Origin of the sequence: Shewanella sp. SM71 (genome assembly GCF_025653905.1) — a bacterium.
Taxonomy (GTDB): Bacteria; Pseudomonadota; Gammaproteobacteria; order Enterobacterales; family Shewanellaceae; genus Shewanella; species Shewanella oncorhynchi.
The window spans coordinates 1-16,973 of sequence record NZ_JAKKRW010000006.1; the positions used below are offsets into that span (position 1 = coordinate 1).

Below are 16,973 nucleotides of genomic sequence, written 5' to 3' on the forward strand. Positions count from 1 at the left end.
GATGGCAATACGGCTAACCCTGTATTGAACCACGTACATAGACTGAAGACAGGTGCCACGGCGGATAAAGTAAGGTAGGCGCTGCTTGTCGAAAGATAAGTAATCCACGGATATCAGCATGACAACCGACGAAGTTACTTGCTTCATCTACTGCGTTAACTCAATACTTTTGAGTAACGTAAAAATAAGGCTTAAATAATTAGGCCGATATTTGTGTGCTCTACTTGACGTGGGGAGTCATACCAACGCCGCCAGCAACTGCCGGAGTGAGTTGGAAGCTTTTTTACGTCTTTTTGCAAAAAAGAAGACAGTTTACGGAGGTCAGATTGACTGGCCTTGTTAAACATTTTAGAACTTGAGCGAATAACCACTGGAAACCCACTCATTGAAATTTTCCGCCAACAATACCATAGACTCTTTCGTTAAATCGCCGAAAGGTACCCTATAAACTGGCCAGTCTTCTGAACTTATATTATGTGTGGTATCGAAGACAATTGACTCTCCCCCACCATCTGAACCAATAGCAACCAACCCAGGCAAGTATTGCTCGTAGCAATAGGCTTCTGTTAATTCGGATATCTCTTTAACGCTCCAGAGCACAACTGAGTCATCTGGTTCTTGCACGCCAATCGGAGTTTCTGCCCCATTAGTTTCAAGCAAGAACTTCTTATACTCACTCGGAAGATCTGTTCCTAACCATTTCTCAAGAGCCTGAATTTCTTCAGCACTTGCTGGATTTTCCGGATATTCGAATTTATCTCGATATTTGCTCATAATGCTTAACGCCCATTTAAGGGGCTGATAATCGTTTGCTAAAATTGTGTAGCGAAGCGAAGTCGAGCAAACTGTTAGCAATCCCGCTTTAAATGCTTGTATGGGTTAACGTTTGGCTAAGGGGCAGGCTTTAACCCATCACTGAGAGCGGAGCGAACGATTTGAACCACTATTTAGGCTATCACAGTTACTCAAGGTCTACACAAACCTGCTTGTGCCATGCAGAAAGATTCGGCCATTCTTCCTTAGTGCTGCCGTTGTGAGACCAATAAATTATCTCACCCGTCTTTGCTATGCAGAAATAGTCGCCATTATCCTCGATGAATGGCAAAAGGTCTCTTGGAAGACCCATGACATTCCAGGCTGTTTCAGCAATGTCAAAGATATCAAGATGGCCAGAGCCGGGTAAAATTACCGCAGGCTCAAAGGTAGCGTTTGCAACATCGCTGCCAGACTTCAAAAATGATCGGTAGTCGTCATGAAAACTGATGCCCAGTTTGCTTTCAGCGCTGGCTATTTCGGTATCTGTCGGGTTTCGAAATGGATCGTTATTCATAATTATTGTTGCCTAACGTTAAGCGGCGTCCCAAGCCAATTTTAATTGACCGAGGCGAACAAGTGATACTCTAGTGAACGTTTATCATCAACAAACAATTTAAAATTGCTTGATATTTTTCTTAAATATTTCCGATAAAGGTTAACACAATCAGCCATATAGAAACCATCAATTTCCCCAAATTCTATTTTTACAAAACACAGATTTCCACCGCCAACCACAGTGAAATACCCTCCGCAAAAAAGGACATTTTCAGACATAACTTTCTCCCCTGAAATCTATGACCGTCAATTTAGATAATGTCACGCTGATAGAACGGAATAGGGCAATATAACTAAATAGTTCTTTGGGTACTTCCAAATTAAAATGGCGGAAATCTAAGATTTCCGCCATTGTCGGATGATACGTTACTACTTAACATGAGACTCAGTATCGGGCGTTATTGCTCAACACCCCATGCCGACGACTCACATTAAAGGTGACATATTAACTCGTGCGGTACTGCTTTAAAATGCCATCTAACTCGACCGAGGCATGGTGCAGATCATTGGCTAAGGTCACACTGCGCTGGGCTGTTTGTTTGATAGTTTCCGACTGATGGCGGATTTCATTCAATTGTCCGGCAATATCCCGCGCGGCGACACTCTGCTCTTCCGCCGAGGCGGCAATTTGGCTGCTCATATCAAATACCGCATTGACCGATTGCGCCATACCTTGAACATCATCACCGACGGCGATAATCGCACTGCGACCTTCATCGGCCTGATCGACTATCTCCATGGTAATGCTAGATAAACGAGTCGTGCCAGATTGTAAGCCTTCAATCATGGCCTGAATTTCTACCGTGGCCTGTTGAGTTCGACCCGCTAAGGTACGCACTTCATCGGCTACCACAGCAAAGCCACGACCTTGCTCACCGGCACGGGCCGCTTCAATGGCCGCATTTAAGGCTAACAAATTGGTTTGCTGGGAAATACTGTTAATGGTTGTGACTACAGCATCGATACTCGCCGCATCCTTAGACAATTGTTCCACCGATGAAAACGCCGCACCAATCTTAGTTGAGAGTAAACCAATGCTTTCCACTGTATGGCTAATACGCCCACGACTGGCCAACATTTGGCTTGAATTTTCCTTGGTTTGCAACGAAGTATTACTCGCATTAACAGAGACTTCTTCAATCGCTGAGGTCATTTGTGCCATCGCCACGGCAACGGAATCGAGGAATTGATGTTGGAACCCAATCAGTTTATCACTGGTGGCCGCCTGTTGATTAAATTCATCGGATGCCAATGATAAGGTCTGTGCATTTTTGCCAATGGCTGACACCATTTCACTCATATTGTCGGCGCAGCGATCGATTTCCCGAGCAATCAAACTGAAATCGTCAGTACCAAAGAAGTTTAATCTAAAGCTCAAATCACCATCGGCTAAGCGTTTGATGGCTAAGTACATGTCCCATAATCCACCACCGAGTGAAGTCGAAATCCAGTAACTCAGTTGGAATAAAGGCAACAAACCCACTAACGCTAACCAGAACATAAAGTTAGCATCGCTACGCGCATCGGCTTCCCACTCATGGACATTCTGCGTCAGTTGTAAGGCTTGACCTGACACACTGGCGCTGACCGTCACTTTATCCCCTTGACGCTGCGCGTCACTTTGCCTTGAAGTTACAGTTAACCCGTATTGGCTGGCAAATTGAGATAAGGCGTCAGCTTGTAGCTTTTGCGCCGTTGCAACTTGCGCTAAGGTATCGACGCTAGCTTGAACCCGAGCGATAGAGGCCTGCTCAAGGTTACGGTGCGCATGTTGATAGTTGACAAGCGCCACGGCGGCCGTGATCAGCGCCACCATAGAACACACTACCCAAAACTTTCCGTTGAGACTGAACTTGATCAATATGGCATCAATGGTACGAAACTGGATTTGTTTCATCTTGATAATTCCTAAGAACAAAATGCTATTTGGCACTAAATCAGCAGTATAGCTCAGATCGCCACGACAACTATGTCAGTCATAAGATCTGAGCAGGTATTATGCTAATCCGCGCTAGCAACTTGGTTACGTGTGGCGGCAGACCACTTTTGTGTCAGAGTAACCAACTGCCCTGTTAACAGGCTCATGCTAAAACCTAATAAGCCACCAATGATCAACGACGGCACGACATTGGCCACATCACCCGCCATAGCAAAGGTAGTGCAACAGCCAATAAATGCGCCGGGAATAAAGCTAAGCTTTTGATAACTTGCCTGTAAACACATGGCCGAAGTGGCTATGCCGGTAAAAATATACCCAAATACGGGCGAAATAAAAAAGCTGCTACCCGAGATAATGAGCCAAGCCCAAAATACACCGGACAGGTTTGTGCACCACGCCATCATCACGCCCTGAAAGCCAGCCTTAGGTTGAGCAAAAAAAGTGCTACAACCTAAAAAGCCGATCCAAGTGACCAGATGAAAAGCATCTGCGACGCCACACCAAATAGCCGCCAATAGGCCGGCAGAAATAGCGACTTGCCAACGATTTTCCATGGATGACCCCTTTAGTAATTCTATTCACGGAAGTTTATACCCTTGGGCGCTCTAAAATGTGTATTTTGAGGTAGCTTGGGTAAACATATTGGTTAAATTACCTCTATTTTGGTAACAAAAACCTGATCTATTGCTAATTTTCGGCATTAATGCCCGTAAAATCGCTAACAAGCAAATTTTTTGTGGTAAAAAAACGAAAAAAGCGCTTATTAGGCGCTTTTTTGTTCAAACAGCTTTCAGTTAACCCTTCTGCAGTGCCCTACACTCGTAATAGTTTATTCACGGGAAGATCGCGGATCCTCTGCCCCGTCGCCGCAAAAATCGCATTGGTTAAACTCGGGGTAACGGGCGGCACACCCGGCTCACCCACGCCTGCGGGCGGCGCATCGGATGCAATAATGATGATCTCCATATCGGGGGTTTGGGGAAGTCGCAGCAAAGGATAATCGTGGAAATTCGATTGCTGCACTTTACCCTCTTTGTAAGTGATTTCCCCCATCAAGGCTAAACTCAGGCCAAATATAATCGCACCTTCTGTCTGGGCTTTTACCCTATCGGGGTTAACTATTGTGCCCGCATCGATAGCAGCGATGGCATTTAGCACTTTAAGCTGTTTATCCTCACTAACTTCCACCAGCATAGCCACGGCGACATAACTGACAAAACTGCGGTGCACGGCAAAACCCCAGCCCTGATTTTTGCCCGCCTTGGGTGCCTTAGTTTGGGCTTTTTCGACCGCATCAATGACCCCAAAATAGCGACTAACGTCCACGGGATGACGATTGAGTTCTTCGCCATAGTTGCCGTAGGTGAACTGTTGGTCGGTAAAGGTCTCACGCCTTACTTCACCTAACAGACCACGCCACATGTCTGGGCAAGAGACTTGTGCCCTATGAGCCATTTCATCGACAAAACTGCCAACACTAAAACCGTGCTGAATGTTACACACAGAGCGCATCCAACCAATACGGCTGTGCGCCTGCGCTTTTACCGCTTCGTATCTTAAATTTGGCAAAGCAAAGGGCACATCCACAAAGCCTAAATCCAACTCACCGCCAGAGGGATATTCCACCCCTTCAGCAAAGGTTGAACTGATCGATGGGAATCCCGTACGGGCTAAAAGCGCGGTCGGTTTGTTGCTGGCATCAAACAGTGCCTGATAGGACTGAGCACTGATGGCATGGTAATAACCGTTTTGGATCTCATCCTCGCGGCTCCAACTCACTTTAATTGGACGCTTGAATTGCTTCGATAACAGCGCGGCTTCAACGCTAAAATCAGGTTTAGATTTACGCCCAAAACCACCACCCAATAGGGTGACATTCACTTTAATCGCATCTTCTTCCATACCCAGCGCAGCGGCCACATTTTGCTGGGTACTTTGCGGCGTTTGGGTCGATGCCCAGATTTCACAACCCTTTTCAGTCACATGGGCAGTTGCAACGGGCGGCTCAATAGAGGAATGGATTAAATAAGGCACGGTATAAACAGCCTTTAACGTATTCGCTTCGGGCCAGTTTTTGACCTCATCGCCAACTTGGCGCACAACATTACCGTTTTGCTGTACTCGCTCGACCAACTCTTTCAAATAAAGGCTTGAATCATGCTGGCTGTTGTCGGCCTGAGTCCAAGTAATCTTTAATGCCTTGCGGCCTTCGAGGGCACTCCACGTGTTTGTGGCGATAACAGCAACGCCGCCCAAAGCCTGAAACGCGGGAGCGCCCTTAGCGGCGGGCAAACGATACACATCCACGACACCGGCCACTTTGCGCGCTGCGGTATCATCCAAGCTTGCCACATCGCTCCCGAGCACGGGCGGGCGTATTATGCTGGCGTAAAGCATGCCATCGAGTTTGATATCGTAACCATAAATCGCGCTGCCGCTTAACATGGCATCCATATCAACGATTTGACGTGATGCACCAATCTGCTTGAAATCTTTAACCTCTTTAAAGGTTAACGACTCAACGGCAGGTACGGGTTGCTCTGATGCGGCTAACGCTAACTCGCCGAACTTGGCCGAGCGGCCTGTTTTAGCATGCAACACTTTATGGTCGGCGGTATGCACCTCGCTCACGGGAACTTTCCAACGTGCGGCGGCGGCCTGCTCAAGCATGGTTCTTGCCATCGCCCCCATCTGGCGCATGCGGTCGTAATTTTCGCGAATACTGCGGCTACCGTCAGTGTTTTGGCTGGCATAACGTTTATCAGCTAAACCTTGAATAGGGACAATTTTATCCCAATCCGCGTCTAACTCTTCGGCTAAGACTTGCAGAATGCCGGTTCTGATCCCCTGTCCCATCTCGGAGCGATGGCAAGTGAGGTACACTTTGTCGTCTTCACCAATGGCAATAAACAGATTCAGCCGCGCTTCTTTATCCTGCGCCAACGCCATGGGGCTCCAAGTTAATCCACTCGCCCCTAATGCAAGTCCGCCCCCTACTGCGCCAAACAGTTTTAACACATCGCGGCGGCTGATATTTTCTACGGCAGTAAAAGTACTCATATTAGCCCTCCTGTTTGGCATAGTTTTGCAGTGCGGCTTTGATCCTAGGATAGGTGCCGCAGCGGCAGATATTCCCCGACATGGCAGAGTTGATTTGTTCTGCAGAAGGTTTCGGATGCTGCGCCACTAACGCCGCAGCCGACATCAGTTGTCCCGCCTGACAATAGCCGCACTGGGGCACGTTATGTTCGGCCCATGCATTTTTAAGCTTTTGATTATCCAGCCCTTCAATTGTTGTCAGACGTTTTCCTTGTGCCTGCCCCAAACTGGTTAAACAGGCGCGCACAGGTTGGCCGTCTAAATGCACAGTGCAAGCACCGCATAGCCCTGCACCACAACCATATTTAGTGCCCGTGAGCCCTAAAATATCCCGTAACGCCCACAGGATTGGCATTTTAGGATCGGCATCTAAGGTAAATGATTTACCGTTGATGAAAAGTGTTTGGGTGGAAGCGGCGGTACTGGCTTCCTTGATAACTGCAGTGGTTGATAATACTTCTGCCATAACTCACTCCTTAAGTGCCAACCACGACGCAAGATCGGCTTGGGTATCAATATCAATTGCGGCGCGGGGTAGTGTTATAGCGACTAACGCTCCCCGCTGTGCTTGTTGTTTTAGAATCGATTTCGCCCCGCGATCACCACTCAAGTGAGTGAACTGCGGTAATGTAGAGGCATTAAAAATAGCAGGTACGCCTAAATCATCCAAGTAATGGGCGGCAACGTCTTTACCGGTTTCATGCCATGTCCAAATCAGTTGTCGATAATCGTCTGCACTCAAGGCCACTTGGTCTGCCAATGTCAGCAGCATGGCATCAAAGCCCTGCTCTTTGGCATAGCTTGCCGCCAAACTCACTGAGGATGCCAAGCCTGTTTGCCACTGTGGATTAACTAAAATATCAAAGGGTTGGCGGGAATGAAGCTCGACTAATAATGGCTGCAATATGTACTGATGAGCACCGAGTATGATTAACAAAGGCGTATGCTGGAGCGAATGAGTGTCTTTGCGATCCAAACCTAAATCTTGGCAACTAAGCTGCTGTAAACGCTCAACATGAGTGTTAATGATGGTTTGTTCGCGAATTTCCGTAGCGCTATGTGATGGTAGAAGTTGCGCTAACTTTACCCCATCAAAGCGCTTACTCTCACCCGCCGCAAGTACCACAATCAGCAGGCGCTTGGATGAAAGTGGCGTTTTCTCTGTCAACGTTAGCGCTGTCGACTTTGGCGCTGTAGACATTAGTACAGAAGGCTTTTGCACTGGCGGCAATGTCATCAACGCATTATCTCATCGAGATGTTTTAAGGTCGCACCATGGAGCACCCCGTGGCACTGGGCCAAAATACTTAACGCAACGGCACTCGGTAACTCGCCGCCAAGGGCAAGCCCCGCGGGAGCAGAAAATACCCCAGAAAAAGATTCAGTACTGAGCCCTGCCATTCCAAGCACTTTATCCCGTCGATGGGCAGGACCAAGCAAGGCGATATAGGCTAGCGGATGCGCTTGAATGACCTTTAATGCTGTAGCATCTAAGCCCAAGTTATGGTTCATCACCACGGCGCAATCCAATTGAGCGATATGATTCGCGGTTAATTCCCCCGCGGTCAGTTTCACTATATGGGCATGGGGGAAATCCGCCGCTCTGGCATAGGCGGTACGACCATCGAAAACAGTCACTTGCCAACCTAAAGTGTGGGCCATGGCGGCAACGGGCTTAGCATCGATACCACCGCCAAAGATCCCAAGATGGAATCTTGGTCTCAAGGGAATAATCAGTGATTCTCCCGCGTCTTGGGTGAAGACGCCCGTGCGAACAAAATCGCTGGCGGGGAACGGCGTCAACTCCTCAGAATAAAACGCAGCGTGATACTGGCGCGCATCCGTCCCCGCTTTGACTAAAGGCAATTGGTAAAAACCCGACCGACCGTGGCGAAATGCCTGCACTAGCTCAACTAAGCCAAGATCATGATTCTCTTTTAGCAGAGGGATCAACATGATATCTACTATGCCACCACAACCGAGTCGATAGCTGGCATCGGACTCATCGCTTGCATCATAGGTGACACACATGACTTGCTTAGTCTGCATGGCATTTTGAGCATGACGGCGTAAATCGGCTTCTAAACAGCCGCCACTTAACATACCCACGCCTTGACCAAACTCATGGAACAACATCATGGCACCGGGTTTGCGATAGGCCGAACCTTGAATTTGGGTGATCACCGCAAGCACCCAAGCGTCATCCGCCAGCGGTAGCCAATGCTCTAGTAAATCTTCGATTTGGTGATCCATCCGCAAGGACTCCATTGGGTTAGGGAGATTTAAAAATTTAATGCGCTTATCGCTATTGAAACGATCAGCCGTTAATAACGCAGCTATCGACGTCTATTTGTCATCAAAGCTTGACGCAAGTTTTATCAGCAAATAAAACCGCTTCGCCAAACGCTCGGCATTAAACACATGGGCAACCAAGTTAGCAAAGGCGTGTACGTATTGAAAGGAGTAATAGATGTCAAAAAGTGTTGAAGCATAAAATATGTTCAGGGGAGGATTCGAAGAGGAAGGATTGACATCCGTGTCTTGAGTGGCGTTCGTTCGTAAATCAACCACATCTCATCTAAAACTGATATTCCCCCGCCTTAGTACGTAGTATTTGGGATTGATTGTCTAGGCTAATTGAGGTCGATTCTATCTGCTCGATAATCTGTGATACTTCACGGGAATTATCGCGGATCACCATCATACTCGAAGCGATTTCTTTAGAAACTAAGGATTGTTCTTCGGTTGAAGCGGCAACCTGAGTATTGATCCCATGAATCGCTTCCGTACTGTGACGAATATCCTCAAATACTGCCACGATACGTTGCAGCTCTACTCCCGCTTTTTGCATAAGCGTCGCGGCTTGAGTCACAGATGTGCCCACTTGATTTGTACGACTCTGAAGGCTTGCGACAATATCATCGATTTCCTTAGTGGAATCTTGGGTTCGCTGGGCTAATGATCTAACCTCATCGGCCACCACAGCGAAACCTCGCCCTTGCTCACCGGCCCTTGCGGCTTCAATCGCGGCATTCAGTGCCAGCAAATTCGTCTGCTCTGCAATCGCCTTAATCACACTCAACACATTACTGACTTGGGTGCTTTCGTTCACTAAATGCGACATAGAGTCTTGAGTATTGGTAAACTCAGTTTCCAATACCGACATGGCTTTCAACGCTTCCGATACCGTCTGTTTACCCACAGTGACATGCGCTTCATTTTCAGCGGCGCGACTTTCAGCGTTCGACGTACTCTCACTCACATGCACTAACGTCGTGGTCATTTCTTCCATCGCACTGGCGCTGGCATCCAGTTCCCTCGCCACCCGATTTGAGCTTTCACGCGAAATTTGAATTGATGCTTTAGTTTGCTTCGCTAAATCAGCCACCTCTTTTGCAATGCCATCCGTTGTCGATAAGGAACTGGCAAGGGAAGAGATAAACAAGTTGATTTGATTAACGATTTCGCCAATCTCTCCCTGAGTGGTGACAGAGATCCGCCGCGCAAGATTCTTAGAGCGCTGAATGTCGAGCAACTCACTACAGGTCTGCACTAAGGGAGTCACAATCCGGCTCTTAACGATAATAAATCCGCCAACGGCGGCTAAAATCACGATAAATAACACCAGTTGGGACCAGTTTAATGCTGCATGCAGGGAATCGAGTCGGTTATTCACATCACCATCGGTACGTTTATCCAATGCTGTAAAAAACTCATCAATCGGCTGCATGATCTTAGCTTTTTCTCTGTGGTATTGGTCGCTATGTAATAACTCCCTCGCCATAGTTAAGTTAGGCTCACCTTTGATCGTGTAAGTTTGGGTGTTGGGGTCCATAAAAATACCTTTGACGGCATTCATGGCTTTCACTTCGAGGGCGACTAACGCATCTGAGTTTTGCTGAGCTTGTTCAAGGTAACGGAATTCTTCATCAGAAAAACCGAGGGACTTCATTTGTGTGTTTATCGCAATGCTAGCACCGTCGGGTTTTGGCTTATCGCCATAGCTCAGCACCAAATCCCAGTAAATCTGATGATATTTTTCAGGTCTAGACTTCTCACCATTACGGATAGCCAAAATATCCATATACATTTTTTCGTATTTTTCATCACCCGTAACAGCGTAAGTTCGAGCGAGACGCGTTAGGTCATCGGAACTTTGTCTTAACTCATCGGCAACTTGATAGGACTGATATCGGACGCTAGCCGCATCATTAAAGAGATCGATTTTAGACTTAACATTGAAGCTCAATACCGCAGAAATCACGGCACTCGCGACTATGGTCGAAAAGACCACGCTCATCATTGTTTTTGTTTTCATACTTACCCCAGTAGACGGAAGAACTGCTTTAAGTCTAGAAGGAAAAACAGAAAACATAAAAAAGGTTGGTTTATTAGCTGAAATAATCATTTGATTTGCGAGTGATTATCGCTCACAAATCAAGCAATGCTGAATGGCGTCTCAATTACAGTAAAAGTTGGTCCGCGACAAAGGGGTTATGCTCGCGCTCTTCGCCAAAGGTCGACATAGGACCATGCCCAGGAATGAATTCAACCTCGGCACCTAAGGGCCACAGTTTTTCGGTGATCGAGTGAATTAAATCCTGATGATTTGATTGGGGGAAATCGGTGCGACCGATAGAACTTCGAAACAAAATATCCCCCACCCACGCCAACTTAGATTGGGCAGAGAAAAGTGCAATGTGTCCCGGCGTATGCCCAGGGCAATGCAGCACAGATAAACTTTGCTCGCCCACTTTAACAATATCGCCATCCTGTAGATATTGATCCGGTTCAAAGGCATCGCAATGGGGAAAACCAAAATTTTGGCTTTGCTTAGGTAAGTTATCAATCCAGAATTTATCAGCAATATGCGGGCCAATAATCGGCACATTAGCGGCTTTCGCTAGGGCTTTTGCACCACCGACATGATCGATATGCCCATGGGTAAGGAGGATTTTTTCAAGGACGAGTCCAAGTTTCGCCACTTCGTTTTGGATCCTGTCAATATTACCGCCAGGATCCACAACCGCAGCACCCTTGGTTTTTTCACACCAGATCAAGCTGCAATTTTGCTGAAAAGGTGTCACTGGAATAATCTGATACTTCATAGCTTCAATCTCGTGTTATCCATAAGCGATAGATTACGCTAAGAAACTCATCATGGCTCAAATTTGTATCCAAAAAATTGATCTTCACCAAAAGCTAATCAAATAATCCTAGCTTACGACATAAACTATTTTTTCTATACCCAAGTTAGCTGAAGATACGCGTTTCAGGTAGCCTAGGTTGCTGCATCTTCAGCTTATTTGGGTATACAATCTGCCAATCACAATAACATGATCCTCTGCCATTAAGGTTGTTTGATGAAACCCGATATTATTCTCGCCGGAGTGCTGGCGAAGAAACACACTTTTACCTTGCCCCTCAACTATCAAAATCCAATTGCAGAGCAAATCCAAGTGTTTGCCAGAGAACTCTGTAGCCCAGAAAACAAAGATAAAAAACTACCTTATATCGTATTTTTTCAAGGCGGCCCTGGATTTGCGGCCATGCGTCCCGCCAGCAACAGCGGCTGGATCCGCCGCGCATTAAAAGAATATCGAGTGTTATTACTCGATCAACGTGGTACAGGCTTATCAACACCGATTAATTACCAAAGCCTGCAACATTTAGATCCCGCAGCTCAAGCGGATTACCTAAGCCATTTCAGGGCTGACAATATCATTCGTGATGCCGAAACGATTCGTGCCCAGCTTTGTCCCGCCGATAAGTGGGCGATTCTCGGCCAAAGTTTCGGGGGATTTTGCGTGTTACATTATTTAAGCGCCGCCCCTCAAGGCGTCAGCGAAGCCTATATCACGGGTGGCATACCATCATTAACCCGTAGCAGCGACGACGTCTATCTTGCGACTTATCAACGCGTACTGGCGAAGAATAAACAATTTTTCCAACGCTTCCACGATGCTCAACATCTCGTCACTCGCTTAGCAAAACATTTGCTTGAAAATGAAGTGTATTTGGCAACGGGTGAACGCCTCACGGTTGAAATGTTACAACTACTGGGGATTAATATTGGAATGGAGCAGGGGCCTGAATCGGTTTATTATTTGCTTGAGCAAGCCTTGATCAACACGGCTTCAGGGACAGTCGTTAACCCGTTATTTTTAAATCATTTCGGTCAAATGCTCGATTACAACACTAACCCGATTTTTGCCCTGTTGCATGAAGCCATCTACTGTCAACACTCGGCTTCACAATGGTCCGCACACAGGGTTAGACAGCAATTCCCCGCCTTTAACTATCAACAAGGTAAACCGTTTTTATTCACAGGTGAGATGATATACCCATGGATGTTTGACCAATTTAGTCACTTAGTGCCGCTTAAAGCCGCGGCAGAAATCCTTGCCCATAAATCAGATTGGCCAGCACTTTACAATTTAGAGCAACTGGCACAAAACCGAGTCCCTGTTGCAGCAGCCATTTACAGTGAAGATATGTTTGTAGAGATGCAATACAGTTTAGAAACCACAAAACAAGTTGGCAGGCTAAAGTATTGGTTAACATCAGAATATGAGCACAACGGCATCCGCATGGATGGAGAACGCATACTGGATAAGCTCATCAGCTTAAACCGAGGCGACACCCTAAGATAAATATGAGCTTTAAGGGCTAATTAAGTTAATGCTGAGATTATATGCCTGCTCCTCATCAGTTGAGTGATTTTGGCAAGCTTTAACGACCCATTTCCGTATGAGTAAACCGTTTTGGTTTACTCTTTTTTTTGCAAAAAATGCACTCACCTTCGGCGAGTGCATTGCCCAATAAAATAGACGACAAAGCAAAGTGACAAAATCTTAAAACTATCGCTTCATTTTAGGATAAGTAAATTCATGACATTGATTACAATAAACTTTGCTTTCTTTATGTTCTTGATGACAGTAAGTACATGGTAAATCAGAACCGTAATGTAAACTGTCATGGGGATTGGGCTCAACCGAATGCCCCGCGTCTTCAGGTCGCTTAGTCAGTTTAGCCACATCCTGAGGAGAACCATGGCAGTTAGCGCACACTGCGGCATCAGGTATGGTCTTACGCTTTACATCACCATGACAGGCAGTACAGTCGACCTGACCATTCTCACTTGTCATCACATCCTTATGATAATCCTTAATATTCATCGCATTTGTTGTTATTGGCAGCATGAACATGCAACCAAGTAAAAGTGTATATAAGGGTTTTAACATCAGACTCTTCCTATAGCGGGGCATACTGCCCCGCATAACATATTAATAATTTGCGATAAATTCAGTTGAAGTTTGGATATCAGGCGTGAATGGGCGATCTTGAGCAACAAATGGCACTTTTTCTCGGTAAGCCTTGTACATGGCTTCGGTCGCTTTACCTAAATGAAGATCTGGAGTGGCCAACTTACGTAAATCAATTGCTTGACTTGAATGCAGCAACTCTAAACCGTAGATCACACGTGTGTTGTCGACAATCTGGATCAAATTGTCCGCAGCAAGCTTCAGGTTAGTGAAAGTATCTTCAATTCCCCCCGCAATTGAAATCCCATCAAATGACACTGGGGTCGCCAACTGTTTATTACGAACCTGCATATCTACAAAAGCTTTTTGAATCGCGCCAAAAGCATGGCCATTATTACCTGGAGCACTTAAAAAGCGTGGCAGTTTAGTAAAGTGATCATCGGATAAGTGGATAGTGCGCATGACACTGTTATGGGATACATGCGTCAACGCCACGCTCAAGTTTTGTACTGCCAGTGCAACAGGCAAAGGTTCAAAGTTCGTGGTTGGGAACACACCACCTTGCCCTTCGACAATATACTTAGCAACCTGTGGAAACTTCGCATACTCATTCGATGCGCCAACAATAACTGCAGGGTTATCATCCGAATGATTTATTTGAATATTTACCACATCATTCAATTCTGCTAACGCTTGTTCAGCACTGGCTAACGTGTATGCTGTCGTTCGGTAACTGAGAGGGTCCTGCAAAGGACGTTCATCATTAAGCTGCCATAAATAACTGCCATCTAACTGTTTTAGAATGTCACTTGTGCTGGCTTTAATATAAGGGAAAGGACGAATATCATTGGTTTGTGGTAAAAATGGCGCCACGTTACCATTTAATCCCTCAAGGCTTAAACCAAATAGCGTTGGCGAGATAGAGAGTAATTGCTTGGCCTCACGGTAACCTTGCATCGCATAAGCAACTGAAAACGAATTGTTAGACAGAATTGATAGCGCATCTTTACCCATAGGCACAAGTGGTGTAATTCCGGCATCCGCCATAGCATCTTTACTGCTAACACGTTGTCCTTTGTAGAATACTTCCCACTCACCCACCATAGCTAACCCGACATGGGATGAGAGCAAAATATCCGCTTCACCTACAGTACCGTGGGCGGGGATGACTGGCGTTAACCCTTTGTTAAGGTATGCCTCATAGAGTTCAGCCACAACAGGTTGCACCCCTGTTTGTCCCGCGAGCATAGTATTTAAGCGTACCGCCAAGGCTAATCGAGTTAACCGAATCGGTGCAGCGTCACCGACTCCTGCACTATGAGCTCGAAAAGTGCTATAGTTAAAGTTACGTGATGCCTCAAGCACTTCATCACTTAACTTGCCATTGGCATCAAATAACTTGTGATCTTTGTTCAAACCAACGCCCACAGTAAGACCATAAACAGGCTTACCTAAACGAGCAGCTTCCATCAACAAACTATTAGCTTTAACGAGTTGGGTTTTCGCTTGAGATGCAATCTTGACTTTAGCGCCATCGGCGATTGCCCATGCTTGTTCTTGCGTTAAATGTTTACCATCGAGGACAACGTGCTCCATCGCTAAAGCACTCCCAGAGAGTAGGCTTAAAGTAAGCGATGCCATCAACACTGATTTATTCATTACCATTCTCCAATACATTGTAATTTTTAATAAAAATCTAATTATGCTTGCTTAAGCACCGCCGCCTTTGCCGCGGCACAATTTCGGCCCGCGTTGCGACCAGTAACAACGCCCTCTGCGACAGCACAAGCGCCTAAACGGCTAGCACCGTGAATTCCTCCGGTTGCTTCACCTGCGGCATACAGCCCTGGAATGGCTTGGTTGGTGACTAAATGCAGTACTTCTGATCGGGTATTCACTTTAACGCCGCCCATGCAATAGTGAACTTTTGGCCACATACGAACGGCATACCAAGGCCCTTTATCTAGCACAATGGCTTCTTGCAGAGGACGTGCGAATTCTTTATCAACACCATTTTTTACCGCTTCGTTCCAACGGGCGACTTGAGCTTTTAGTGCTTTGGCTGGCATACCATAAATAGCAGCAAGTTCGTCTAAGGTTTCTGCTTTACTAATCACCTTATATTTCAGTCCCCAATCTAAGGTTTGCGCCTTACTAGCCCCTTCTGCATTAGTGAAACCAATAGGATAAACAGGCTGACCATGTTCATCACGGCGAGTCATGATAGCGTCAGCTCTCGCTTTACGATCTGCAAGTTCATTGAAAAAACGTTCACCAGTGCGCACATCCACCACAATACCGTGGGGATAGGTCGCAATCGTGTTGAACTGGGATGCAGTACCAAAGCCTTTTTCATCGGGAGATGCCCATGGGCCGAGTTGAATTTGGTCTAAATGAATAGGGTTAGCACCTAAGAGCATCATTTGCTTTAGGGCTTCTGAAGTTGCACCAGCATGATTGGTGGAATCTAAGTCGTTATTTAACTCAGGTAGTTGCATCATGCGATATTCAATATCGCGACCAAAGCCCCCCGTTGCCATGACAACACCACGGTGCGCGCCTATACGACGTATTTTACCGGTTCGCTCATTAGGGAAATAAAAACCTTCACGAACTTCGACCCCAATCACGCGACCATCGAGATCTTTCACAAAGCTTTCGAGCTTGGTCTGATTTCTCATCACCACGCCTTTATCTCTCGCGGCGTTAATCAGCGGTCTGATAATACCTGCCCCTGAACTTTCAACGGTTTGCAAGACTCGTTGTATTGAGTGTCCACCAAAATGCTGCACAAAAGGTTTCCACTTAACCCCATGTTCAATCAACCACTGACAGGATTCAGCCGTGCCATTACACACCAGTTTTAACATCTCAACATCGTTCATGCCCCGACCTGCTCGCATCATATCGGCGACCATTTCATCGACAGAATCATTAATTCCGGCCTGTTTTTGCAACTCAGAGCCCGCCACAGCCATGGCACCGCCATTGATTGTTGAGTTACCGCCAAAGACAGGCATCTTGTCCACAACCATCACACTGACACCGACTTCCCTTGCTTGTAATGCTGCAGACATACCAGCAAAGCCGCTGCCGACGACCAGCACATCTACAATCTCGTCGAATGCTTCAGGAACAGCATCGCAACTTGCTGTTGCAGGTAAGGCTATTGCAGCCCCAAAGCCCGCAGCCATCACAGCCCCACCTTTTAGCAACTGCCGACGGCCCGTATCAATATCTTGAGTTTTACTCATGCTTACTTCCTTCAATAATGGCTGGAACTTGTCAGCATGGAAGTG

At 46.5% G+C, this 16,973-nt stretch carries 15 protein-coding genes; 1 reads left to right on the forward strand and 14 read right to left on the reverse strand.

Going from position 1 to position 16,973, the window contains the following annotated elements:
• Positions 1-348: 348 nt before the first annotated feature.
• From L5L97_RS07240 to L5L97_RS07290, 11 genes are all read right to left on the reverse strand, one after another.
• A complete protein-coding gene (locus L5L97_RS07240; protein ID WP_263181531.1) occupies positions 349-774 on the reverse strand; it encodes an SMI1/KNR4 family protein in 426 nt (141 codons plus the stop codon).
• Between the two features lie 187 nt (positions 775-961).
• Positions 962-1,330: an SMI1/KNR4 family protein gene (locus L5L97_RS07245; protein WP_028761011.1), complete on the reverse strand. Its 369-nt coding sequence runs from the start codon at positions 1,328-1,330 to the stop codon at positions 962-964.
• 41 nt (positions 1,331-1,371) lie between these two features.
• On the reverse strand, positions 1,372-1,590 hold the full coding sequence (locus tag L5L97_RS07250) for a hypothetical protein (RefSeq protein ID WP_263181532.1): 219 nt from the start codon (positions 1,588-1,590) through the stop codon (positions 1,372-1,374).
• 226 nt (positions 1,591-1,816) lie between these two features.
• Positions 1,817-3,268, reverse strand: coding sequence for a methyl-accepting chemotaxis protein (locus L5L97_RS07255; RefSeq protein ID WP_263139063.1), 1,452 nt, complete (start codon positions 3,266-3,268; stop codon positions 1,817-1,819).
• Positions 3,269-3,372: 104 nt separating this feature from the next.
• Positions 3,373-3,864, reverse strand: a complete 492-nt coding sequence (locus L5L97_RS07260) for a DUF1097 domain-containing protein (RefSeq protein WP_028761013.1) — start codon at positions 3,862-3,864, stop codon at positions 3,373-3,375.
• 259 nt (positions 3,865-4,123) lie between these two features.
• Positions 4,124-6,370: a xanthine dehydrogenase family protein molybdopterin-binding subunit gene (locus tag L5L97_RS07265; RefSeq protein WP_263181533.1), complete on the reverse strand. Its 2,247-nt coding sequence runs from the start codon at positions 6,368-6,370 to the stop codon at positions 4,124-4,126.
• 1 nt (position 6,371) lies between these two features.
• Positions 6,372-6,875 carry a (2Fe-2S)-binding protein gene (locus L5L97_RS07270; RefSeq protein ID WP_198572793.1) on the reverse strand — a complete coding sequence of 168 codons (504 nt, stop codon included), beginning with the start codon at positions 6,873-6,875 and terminating at the stop codon, positions 6,372-6,374.
• A 3-nt stretch (positions 6,876-6,878) separates the two neighbouring features.
• The gene (locus L5L97_RS07275) at positions 6,879-7,646 is read right to left on the reverse strand and encodes a nucleotidyltransferase family protein (protein ID WP_263187165.1); all 768 of its coding nucleotides are present in this window, start codon (positions 7,644-7,646) and stop codon (positions 6,879-6,881) included.
• Positions 7,646-8,662, reverse strand: coding sequence for an XdhC family protein (locus L5L97_RS07280; RefSeq protein ID WP_263181535.1), 1,017 nt, complete (start codon positions 8,660-8,662; stop codon positions 7,646-7,648). Before L5L97_RS07280 ends, L5L97_RS07275 begins: the two co-directional genes overlap by 1 nt.
• Positions 8,663-8,987: 325 nt before the next feature.
• The gene (locus L5L97_RS07285; protein ID WP_263181536.1) at positions 8,988-10,727 is read right to left on the reverse strand and encodes a methyl-accepting chemotaxis protein; all 1,740 of its coding nucleotides are present in this window, start codon (positions 10,725-10,727) and stop codon (positions 8,988-8,990) included.
• A 145-nt stretch (positions 10,728-10,872) separates the two neighbouring features.
• Entirely contained in the window at positions 10,873-11,517 is a 645-nt protein-coding gene (locus L5L97_RS07290) for an MBL fold metallo-hydrolase (protein WP_263146279.1), read from the reverse strand.
• Between the two features lie 255 nt (positions 11,518-11,772).
• Between L5L97_RS07290 and L5L97_RS07295 the strand changes: the two genes are divergently transcribed.
• Positions 11,773-13,062, forward strand: a complete 1,290-nt coding sequence (locus L5L97_RS07295; protein WP_219253828.1) for an alpha/beta fold hydrolase — start codon at positions 11,773-11,775, stop codon at positions 13,060-13,062.
• A gap of 207 nt (positions 13,063-13,269) precedes the next feature.
• Here L5L97_RS07295 and L5L97_RS07300 read toward each other — a convergent pair whose 3' ends face one another.
• Genes L5L97_RS07300 through L5L97_RS07310 form a run of 3 tightly spaced genes read right to left on the reverse strand, consistent with a single transcriptional unit; the run spans position 13,270 to position 16,928 of the window.
• Entirely contained in the window at positions 13,270-13,653 is a 384-nt protein-coding gene (locus L5L97_RS07300; protein ID WP_173244080.1) for a cytochrome c3 family protein, read from the reverse strand.
• Between the two features lie 42 nt (positions 13,654-13,695).
• On the reverse strand, positions 13,696-15,333 hold the full coding sequence (hutH, locus tag L5L97_RS07305; protein WP_263175612.1) for a histidine ammonia-lyase: 1,638 nt from the start codon (positions 15,331-15,333) through the stop codon (positions 13,696-13,698).
• Between the two features lie 41 nt (positions 15,334-15,374).
• A complete protein-coding gene (locus L5L97_RS07310; RefSeq protein WP_263181538.1) occupies positions 15,375-16,928 on the reverse strand; it encodes a flavocytochrome c in 1,554 nt (517 codons plus the stop codon).
• Between the last annotated feature and the right edge of the window lie 45 nt (positions 16,929-16,973).

Coding starts and splice junctions, on each gene's coding strand:
- L5L97_RS07260 (WP_028761013.1), bottom strand. CDS start 3,864: ATGGAAAATCGTTGGCAAGTCGCTATTTCTGCCGGCCTATTGGCGGCT.
- L5L97_RS07300 (WP_173244080.1), bottom strand. CDS start 13,653: ATGTTAAAACCCTTATATACACTTTTACTTGGTTGCATGTTCATGCTG.
- L5L97_RS07245 (WP_028761011.1), bottom strand. CDS start 1,330: ATGAATAACGATCCATTTCGAAACCCGACAGATACCGAAATAGCCAGC.
- L5L97_RS07255 (WP_263139063.1), bottom strand. CDS start 3,268: ATGAAACAAATCCAGTTTCGTACCATTGATGCCATATTGATCAAGTTC.
- L5L97_RS07270 (WP_198572793.1), bottom strand. CDS start 6,875: ATGGCAGAAGTATTATCAACCACTGCAGTTATCAAGGAAGCCAGTACC.
- L5L97_RS07265 (WP_263181533.1), bottom strand. CDS start 6,370: ATGAGTACTTTTACTGCCGTAGAAAATATCAGCCGCCGCGATGTGTTA.
- hutH (WP_263175612.1), bottom strand. CDS start 15,333: ATGAATAAATCAGTGTTGATGGCATCGCTTACTTTAAGCCTACTCTCT.
- L5L97_RS07290 (WP_263146279.1), bottom strand. CDS start 11,517: ATGAAGTATCAGATTATTCCAGTGACACCTTTTCAGCAAAATTGCAGC.
- L5L97_RS07240 (WP_263181531.1), bottom strand. CDS start 774: ATGAGCAAATATCGAGATAAATTCGAATATCCGGAAAATCCAGCAAGT.
- L5L97_RS07275 (WP_263187165.1), bottom strand. CDS start 7,646: ATGACATTGCCGCCAGTGCAAAAGCCTTCTGTACTAATGTCTACAGCG.
- L5L97_RS07310 (WP_263181538.1), bottom strand. CDS start 16,928: ATGAGTAAAACTCAAGATATTGATACGGGCCGTCGGCAGTTGCTAAAA.
- L5L97_RS07280 (WP_263181535.1), bottom strand. CDS start 8,662: ATGGATCACCAAATCGAAGATTTACTAGAGCATTGGCTACCGCTGGCG.
- L5L97_RS07285 (WP_263181536.1), bottom strand. CDS start 10,727: ATGAAAACAAAAACAATGATGAGCGTGGTCTTTTCGACCATAGTCGCG.
- L5L97_RS07295 (WP_219253828.1), top strand. CDS start 11,773: ATGAAACCCGATATTATTCTCGCCGGAGTGCTGGCGAAGAAACACACT.
- L5L97_RS07250 (WP_263181532.1), bottom strand. CDS start 1,590: ATGTCTGAAAATGTCCTTTTTTGCGGAGGGTATTTCACTGTGGTTGGC.